A 704-nucleotide genomic window follows, 5' to 3' on the forward strand; every position below is an offset into this window, starting at 1 on the left:
GGCAGGCGAACGGCAGTTGATACGTTCCACTGTGGTCCTCACACAGCACTTCGACCGGCAGACCGGGTGGCGGTTCGCCGGCGCCATCGAATTCCGCCAGACGTCTATCACGCGTTGCCATTCCAAAAATCTCCCCTAATCAAAGCCGCGGAAAGAGCGCCCACCTCTTCCGCGCGCGGTTTCCTGCTCCCCATCCAAAGGATCATCCGAGGGAACGTGCCAAGCTCAACGCGAGAATGCGGTGCCAGTGTGGTAGCCTCACGCGGCTCTGCGCAATCGGCGCACATTGCCGTGATCGATGATGAGGAACCTGAATGCCGCGCCGGATCGCCGCTGTTTGTTTCGCCATGTTACCGCTCGTCGCGCATACAGAGGTCGCGGCGCAGGACGTTCCCGGCATCGAGATATGCACGGTCGAGAAGACCATGGAGCGGCGTACCAGCTGCCTGCAGAGCAATGTCGATTTCCTCCAGAAGACCATCACCAAGCTCAATCTCGATCACCAGCAGAAACTGGATGCCGCCATGAGGCAGATCGATACGCTGAAGGTGACGCTGGCCGGTTTGCAGAAAACCATCGGCGATCTCCAGGCCGCGCAGGCGAAGCAGGCGGAGGATCTGAAGAAGAAACAGGATGCGCCGCCGCCGAAGGATGCGAAGTAGGTGCCGTAGTGCCGTAGGGTGGGCAAAGCGAAGCGTGCCCAC

Annotated in this window: 1 protein-coding gene; it reads left to right on the plus strand. The window is 60.5% G+C overall.

Annotation, left to right across the window (positions count from 1 at the left end; translation table 11 throughout):
• Window positions 1-314 precede the first annotated feature (314 nt).
• The gene (locus AOQ71_RS06225) at window positions 315-662 is read left to right on the plus strand and encodes a hypothetical protein (protein ID WP_057743142.1); all 348 of its coding nucleotides are present in this window, start codon (window positions 315-317) and stop codon (window positions 660-662) included.
• Window positions 663-704: the final 42 nt, after the last annotated feature.

Source organism: Bradyrhizobium manausense, assembly GCF_001440035.1.
GTDB classification, from domain to species: domain Bacteria; phylum Pseudomonadota; class Alphaproteobacteria; order Rhizobiales; family Xanthobacteraceae; genus Bradyrhizobium; species Bradyrhizobium manausense.

Excerpts from the sequence above, each read along its gene's own strand:
- AOQ71_RS06225 (WP_057743142.1), top strand. The coding sequence starts at position 315 with ATGCCGCGCCGGATCGCCGCTGTTTGTTTCGCCATGTTACCGCTCGTC.